Source organism: Aeromicrobium sp. REDSEA-S38_B2 (genome assembly GCF_001628525.1).
GTDB lineage: Bacteria > Actinomycetota > Actinomycetes > Propionibacteriales > Nocardioidaceae > Aeromicrobium > Aeromicrobium erythreum.
Genome location: NZ_LUNH01000084.1, coordinates 1 through 6,112, shown reverse-complemented (window position 1 = coordinate 6,112; position 6,112 = coordinate 1). Strand labels below are relative to the sequence as shown.

General features: G+C 70.3%; 5 protein-coding genes. 3 read left to right on the top strand and 2 right to left on the bottom strand.

Annotated elements, in window-relative coordinates; all coding sequences use genetic code 11:
• Positions 1-115 precede the first annotated feature (115 nt).
• Positions 116-430 carry a hypothetical protein gene (locus A6Q81_RS14630; protein ID WP_286690913.1) on the bottom strand — a complete coding sequence of 105 codons (315 nt, stop codon included), beginning with the start codon at positions 428-430 and terminating at the stop codon, positions 116-118.
• A gap of 65 nt (positions 431-495) precedes the next feature.
• Positions 496-996, bottom strand: coding sequence for a MarR family winged helix-turn-helix transcriptional regulator (locus tag A6Q81_RS14625; protein ID WP_067853609.1), 501 nt, complete (start codon positions 994-996; stop codon positions 496-498).
• Between the two features lie 111 nt (positions 997-1,107).
• Between A6Q81_RS14625 and icmF the strand changes: the two genes are divergently transcribed.
• The 3 genes from icmF to A6Q81_RS14610 all read left to right on the top strand — a co-directional run bounded on the left by icmF (position 1,108) and on the right by A6Q81_RS14610 (position 6,107).
• Positions 1,108-4,350 (top strand): fused isobutyryl-CoA mutase/GTPase IcmF, encoded by a 3,243-nt coding sequence (gene icmF / locus A6Q81_RS14620; protein ID WP_286690912.1) that lies wholly within the window; start codon positions 1,108-1,110, stop codon positions 4,348-4,350.
• A 119-nt stretch (positions 4,351-4,469) separates the two neighbouring features.
• Positions 4,470-5,135, top strand: a complete 666-nt coding sequence (locus A6Q81_RS14615; protein ID WP_067853603.1) for a hypothetical protein — start codon at positions 4,470-4,472, stop codon at positions 5,133-5,135.
• Between the two features lie 165 nt (positions 5,136-5,300).
• On the top strand, positions 5,301-6,107 hold the full coding sequence (locus A6Q81_RS14610) for an AMP-binding enzyme (protein ID WP_286690911.1): 807 nt from the start codon (positions 5,301-5,303) through the stop codon (positions 6,105-6,107).
• The last annotated feature ends 5 nt before the right edge of the window (positions 6,108-6,112 follow it).

Here is a 6,112-nt window from a genome sequence, read left to right as displayed (position 1 = left end):
GACCGCGTTCACCCGAGCCTGGACCCGCCGAGACCGCACCATCGAGTTCGTCGAGATCCACCACACCCGCCTCGACCACATCCAGTACCGACCCCGATGAACCAGGCGTCCCCGCTCACGGTGCGGGCGGGCGGGAGGAGGCCCACACGACCAGCAGGACGATCGGCGCGACCACACCCACCACCACCAGTTCCGGCCAGCTCACCGCGAGCTCGGGCCTCGAGGAGCGGGCCCACGCGTCGAGCGCCACCAGCAGGGAGGCCAGGAGGACCACCGTGGCGGCGCGACCGGCCCACCGGACCGCCCGTGATCCGTACAACGAGGCGCGGCGCATGATCGTGAGGACGAGGACCCCACCCACGAGCAGCGACGCCAGGCGCAGCGGGTCGTGCTCCGCGCGCTCGGGAACCACGGCTCGGAGGAAGTTCACCACGACAGACACTGCGAACCAGAGCTCCGGCGCGACTAACCTCGGCTCCCGCGTCCCTCCCTCGCTCACGCGCCGAAGTCGACCTGGCGGAGCCCCCGCAGCAACGCGTACGCCGCCTGCTGGTCGTCGGCGTCGAGCTGGGCGACGCCGAACTGCACGTCCATGAGGGCGGCGGTCGCGTCCTCGACCACCCGCTCCCCGTCAGGCGTCAGCGACGCGAAGGTCCGGCGCCGGTCGGTCGGGTCGGGCTCGCGGACCACCAGGCCCTGCGCCTCCAGCCGGTCGATCGCGTTCGTCACCGACGTCGGGTGCACCATCAGCCGCTCACCAATCTTGCTCAACGGCAACCGACCTGCGCGGCTGAAGGAGATGAGGCGCAGCACCTCGAAGCGCGCGAACGTGATCCCGTGCGGCTTCAGTGCCGCGTCGAGACGACTGATCACGAGCTGGTGCACCCGCATGATCGACGTCGCGAGCCGCATGGCCGTGGCGTCGCCGATGCGCTCCTCCCACAGCTCTCCCGCCCGCTCGAGCGGGTCGAACGCGAGTCGGGGCTCCTGCGGCATGGGCTGATCATAGGCGCAGCGGCGGGCACCCGGCCGACGTCGGCGTCGGGGGTGGCGCGCAGCACGTCCCATTAGTAGGATGTCCGAGCATCTGACTTCCTAGGAGTTCGCATGACCGCGCTGCACGTGCCCACGCACCCCGTCCGACTCGTCACCGCGTCGGCACTCTTCGACGGGCACGACGCGTCGATCAACATCATGCGGAGGATCTTCCAGAGCCAGGGCGCGGAGGTGATCCACCTCGGCCACAACCGCTCGGTCCAGGAGGTCGTCGACGCGGCGATCGAGGAGGACGTGCAGGGCGTGGCCGTCTCGTCCTACCAGGGCGGGCACGTCGAGTACTTCGAGTACCTCGTGGAGTCGCTGCGCGAGCAGGGCGCCGGGCACGTGCAGGTCGTCGGCGGCGGGGGCGGCGTCATCGTCCCCGAGGAGATCGCCCGCCTGCGCGCGTCCGGCGTCACGATCTTCTCGCCCGAGGACGGCCAGCGCATGGGCCTCGCAGGCATGATCAGCTCGGTCGTCGAGGCCTGCGACATCGACCTCACCTCGCTCGGCGCCCTCGACGTCGACGCCGTCCTCGCCGGCGAGCGCGCCGCCGTCGCCCGCGCGATCACGTTCGCCGAGACGGGCCGCCTCACCGGGGCCGACCTCGAGCGGGTGCGCGCGGCGGCCGCCGGTCACTCCTCCCCCGTGCTCGGCATCACCGGCACCGGCGGCTCGGGCAAGTCGTCGCTCACCGACGAGCTGGTGCGCCGGTTCCGCGTCGACCAGCAGGACAAGCTGCGGGTCGCGGTGGTCGCCGTCGACCCGACCCGGCGTCGCGGGGGCGGTGCGCTGCTCGGCGACCGCATCCGCATGAACTCCCTCGGCGGCGCGATGAGCGGAGGGGAGCGCACGTACTTCCGCTCGCTCGCCACCCGCGGCTCCCACGAGCTGCCCGACTGCCTCGACGACGTCGTCGCCGTGCTGAAGGCCGCCGGGTTCGACCTCGTGGTCGTCGAGACCCCCGGCATCGGCCAGGGCGACGCTGCGATCGTCCCGCACGTCGACACCGCCATGTACGTCATGACGCCGGAGTTCGGCGCCGCCTCGCAGCTGGAGAAGATCGACATGCTCGACTTCGCCGACGTCGTCGCGATCAACAAGTTCGAGCGACGCGGGGCGAAGGACGCCTACCGCGACGTCGGCCGCCAGCTGGTGCGCAACCGCGAGGCGTTCGGCAAGAAGCCGGAGGACATGCCGATCTTCGGCACGTCGGCCGCCACGTTCAACGACGACGGCGTCACGGCGCTCTACCAGCACCTGCGCGACCACCTCGCCGAGCGCGGCCTGCCGGTCGCCGAGGGCACCCTCGCGCCGGTCGCCGTGCGCTGCTCGTCGGGCATCCAGGCCGTCGTGCCCGCCGACCGTGCCCGCTACCTGTCCGAGATCACCGAGACGGTCCGCGGGTACCACGCCGAGACCGAACGGCTCGCCGACGCCGCCGACCGCGCACAGCGCCTCCAGACCACCGTCGCCGAGCTCGACGACGGCGGCCTCGACGCCGACGCCGTCACGACGCTGCTCGAGTCCGCCCGCAGGCAGGTGCCCCACGACGTCGCCGACCAGATCGCCGGCTGGCCCGCCGTCGTGGAGTCCTACTCCGGCGACGAGCAGGTGGTGCGGGTCCGCGACCGCGAGATCGTCACGCAGCTGACCCGCGAGTCCCTGTCGGGGAACAAGATCCCGCGCGTCTCCCTCCCCCGGTTCACCGGCCACGGCGACCTGGTGCGCTTCTGGCGCCGAGAGAACCTCCCCGGGTTCTTCCCGTACACGGCTGGCGTCTTCCCGTTCAAGCGGGACGGGGAGGACCCCGCCCGCATGTTCGCCGGCGAGGGCGACCCGTTCCGCACCAACCGGCGCTTCAAGCTGCTCAGCGAGGACGGGGAGGCCACCCGCCTCTCCACCGCCTTCGACTCCGTGACGCTCTACGGCCGCGACCCCGACCCGCGCCCCGACGTGTACGGCAAGGTCGGCACCTCGGGGGTCTCGGTCGCGACGCTGGACGACATGAAGGCGCTCTACGACGGCTTCGACCTCGTCTCGCCGAGCACGTCGGTCTCGATGACCATCAACGGTCCGGCCCCCACGGTGCTCGCCTTCTTCCTCAACACCGTCATCGACCAGCAGGTCGACGCCTTCCGCGAGCGCGAGGGACGCGAGCCCGACGAGACCGAGCACGCCGAGCTGCGCTCGTACGCGCTGAAGAACGTGCGCGGCACCGTGCAGGCCGACATCCTCAAGGAGGACCAGGGCCAGAACACGTGCCTGTTCTCCACGGAGTTCAGCCTGCGCATGATGGGCGACATCCAGCAGTACTTCATCGACGAGGGCGTGCGGAACTTCTACTCCGTCTCGATCTCGGGCTACCACATCGCCGAGGCCGGGGCGAACCCCATCAGCCAGCTCGCGTTCACCCTCGCGAACGGCTTCACCTACGTCGAGTCCTACCTCGCGCGCGGCATGGACGTCGACGACTTCGCACCGAACCTGTCGTTCTTCTTCTCCAACGGCATGGACCCCGAGTACTCGGTGCTCGGCCGCGTCGCACGCCGCATCTGGGCGGTGGCGATGAAGGAGAAGTACGGCGCGAACGAGCGCAGCCAGAAGCTGAAGTACCACGTGCAGACCTCGGGTCGCTCCCTCCACGCGCAGGAGATGGACTTCAACGACATCCGCACGACCCTGCAGGCGCTCATCGCGATCTACGACAACGCCAACAGCCTGCACACCAACGCCTACGACGAGGCGGTCACGACGCCGACGACCGAGTCGGTGCGCCGGGCGCTCGCCATCCAGCTGATCATCAACCGTGAGTGGGGCCTCGCGATGAACGAGAACCCGCTGCAGGGCTCGTACGTCATCGACGAGCTCACCGACCTCGTCGAGGCTGCTGTGCTGGCCGAGTTCGACGCGATCAACGAGCGCGGCGGCGTGCTGGGCGCGATGGAGACCGGCTACCAGCGCGGCCGGATCCAGGACGAGTCGATGCTCTACGAGCACCGCAAGCACGACGGCTCGCTGCCGATCATCGGTGTCAACACCTTCCGCCGACCCGACGCCGAGGGCGAGGAGCACGTCGTCGAGCTGGCCCGTGCGACGGAGTCGGAGAAGCAGTCGCAGCTCGACCGGGTGCACGCGTTCCAGCAGGCGCACCGGTCGAGCGCGGAGGAGGCAATCACCCGGCTGAAGGACGCGGCCACGTCGGGCGAGAACGTGTTCGCGGTCCTCATGGAGGCCGCGCGCGTGTGCTCGCTCCAGCAGGTGACCGAGGCGTTCTTCGAGGTCGGGGGGCAGTACCGGCGCAACGTCTGAGCGCGAGCCCGGTGGGGGCGCCGGCACCTCGTTCGAGTCGCCGGTATCACGATCACGTCCTACCGTGAAAGTCAAGACCCGATCGCCGATCGATCGAGCTCAGCGACAGGAGCCCCACCATGACCACCCACGACCCCCGCCCCGAGGCCACCCCGGCCCACCGCGACGCCGCGCCCGCCCACCGCGAGCCGGTGGCCGGCCGCACCGACCCGACGCTCGACCGTCGCGACGTCGTCGACCGCGAGAAGGAGCGGTTCGGTGGCATCAAGATCGTCTGCGCCTTCTTCGGCTGGATCACCGCGACCGGCATGACCGTGCTGCTGACGGCGCTCGTCGCCGCGGCCGGCGCCGGCGTCGGTCTCGTGTCCGACACCTCCGACCTCACGGACGCAGCCCAGAACCAGGGCATCTCCGCCGACGAGATCGGCTGGGCCGGCGTCATCCTGCTCCTCGTCGTCGTGTTCGTGTCCTACTACAGCGGCGGCTACGTCGCCGGTCGCATGGCCCGCTTCGACGGCATCCGCCAGGGCATCGCGGTGTTCGGCTGGGCCGTCGTCGCTGCGATCGTCATCGCGATCCTCGGCGCCGTCGCCGGTTCGCAGTACAACGTGTTCGACAACCTGAACGCGTTCCCGCGCATCCCGGACAGCCTGTCCGGCCTGAGCCTGCAGGGCGTCGTCGCGCTCGTCGGCGTCGTCGCCACGGCCCTCGTGGGCGCTGCGCTCGGCGGCCTCGCCGGCATGCACTTCCACCGCAAGGTCGACAAGGCCGGCCTCGGTCGCTGACCAGCACCGACCGACCCCACCCCGCACCCCACGGCCCCCGCGACCGTGGGGTGCGGTGCGTCCGGACGAGGGTGGACCGCACGAGCGGGCGTCTGCGGGGTACGGAGGAGGACGAGGTCCGCGGCACGACGCGCCGCCGGCGCACCGCGGCCCGAAGGAGAGCTCATGGACACCTGGGTCTGGATCGTCATCGCCGTCGTCGTCGCGCTGGTCGTGCTCGCCGCCGTCATCGTCGCGGCCCGCAGGTCCGGCGAGGCACGCCGGATCCGCGACCGCGACCGGGCGGTGACCCTGCGCGAGGAGGCTGCCGAGGCACAGGTCGCCGCAGGACGCACCGAGGCCGGGGCGGCCGTCGCCCGCGCCGTGGGGAGCGTCGAGGACTTCGTCGGCGACAACCGCGAGGCACTCGTGACCGACGTCGAGAAGCTCACGCGGGTCGTGAAGAACCTCGACTCCGAGCGCGACTCCCTGGACACCGCGCTGACCGTCGCCCCCGTGGCGATGGGCAACCTCGCCCTGGCCTTCAACAACGAGTCCAACTCCATCGGCTCGCGGATCGGCATCGGCGGCAACGTCTGGGACGCCGACGGGTTCCTGTACTTCGTGGACCGGAAGAAGGACATCATCCGCCGCCGGGGGGAGAACATCTCCTCCCAGGAAGTGGAAAACGTCATCAAGCGCAACCCCAACGTGCTGGACTGCGCAGTGCTGGCTGTGCCCTCGGAACTGGGTGAGGACGAGGTCAAGGCCTACGTCACCCCCAGGGAGGGTGCCACACCCGACCCTGAGGAACTGGTCTACTGGTGCGCTGACAACCTGGCCTATTTCAAAGTGCCCCGCTACTGGGAGATCAGGGACGAACTGCCCCGCACCCCCAGCCTGCGCGTCCGCAAAGACGTGCTCCGCCAGGAAAGAGAAGACCTCATCGAAGGCTGCTTCGACCTGGAAGCAGCAGGCATAAAACTACGGTAGAAGCT

Coding starts and splice junctions, on each gene's coding strand:
- A6Q81_RS14615 (WP_067853603.1), top strand. CDS start 4,470: ATGACCACCCACGACCCCCGCCCCGAGGCCACCCCGGCCCACCGCGAC.
- A6Q81_RS14625 (WP_067853609.1), bottom strand. CDS start 996: ATGCCGCAGGAGCCCCGACTCGCGTTCGACCCGCTCGAGCGGGCGGGA.
- A6Q81_RS14610 (WP_286690911.1), top strand. CDS start 5,301: ATGGACACCTGGGTCTGGATCGTCATCGCCGTCGTCGTCGCGCTGGTC.
- icmF (WP_286690912.1), top strand. CDS start 1,108: ATGACCGCGCTGCACGTGCCCACGCACCCCGTCCGACTCGTCACCGCG.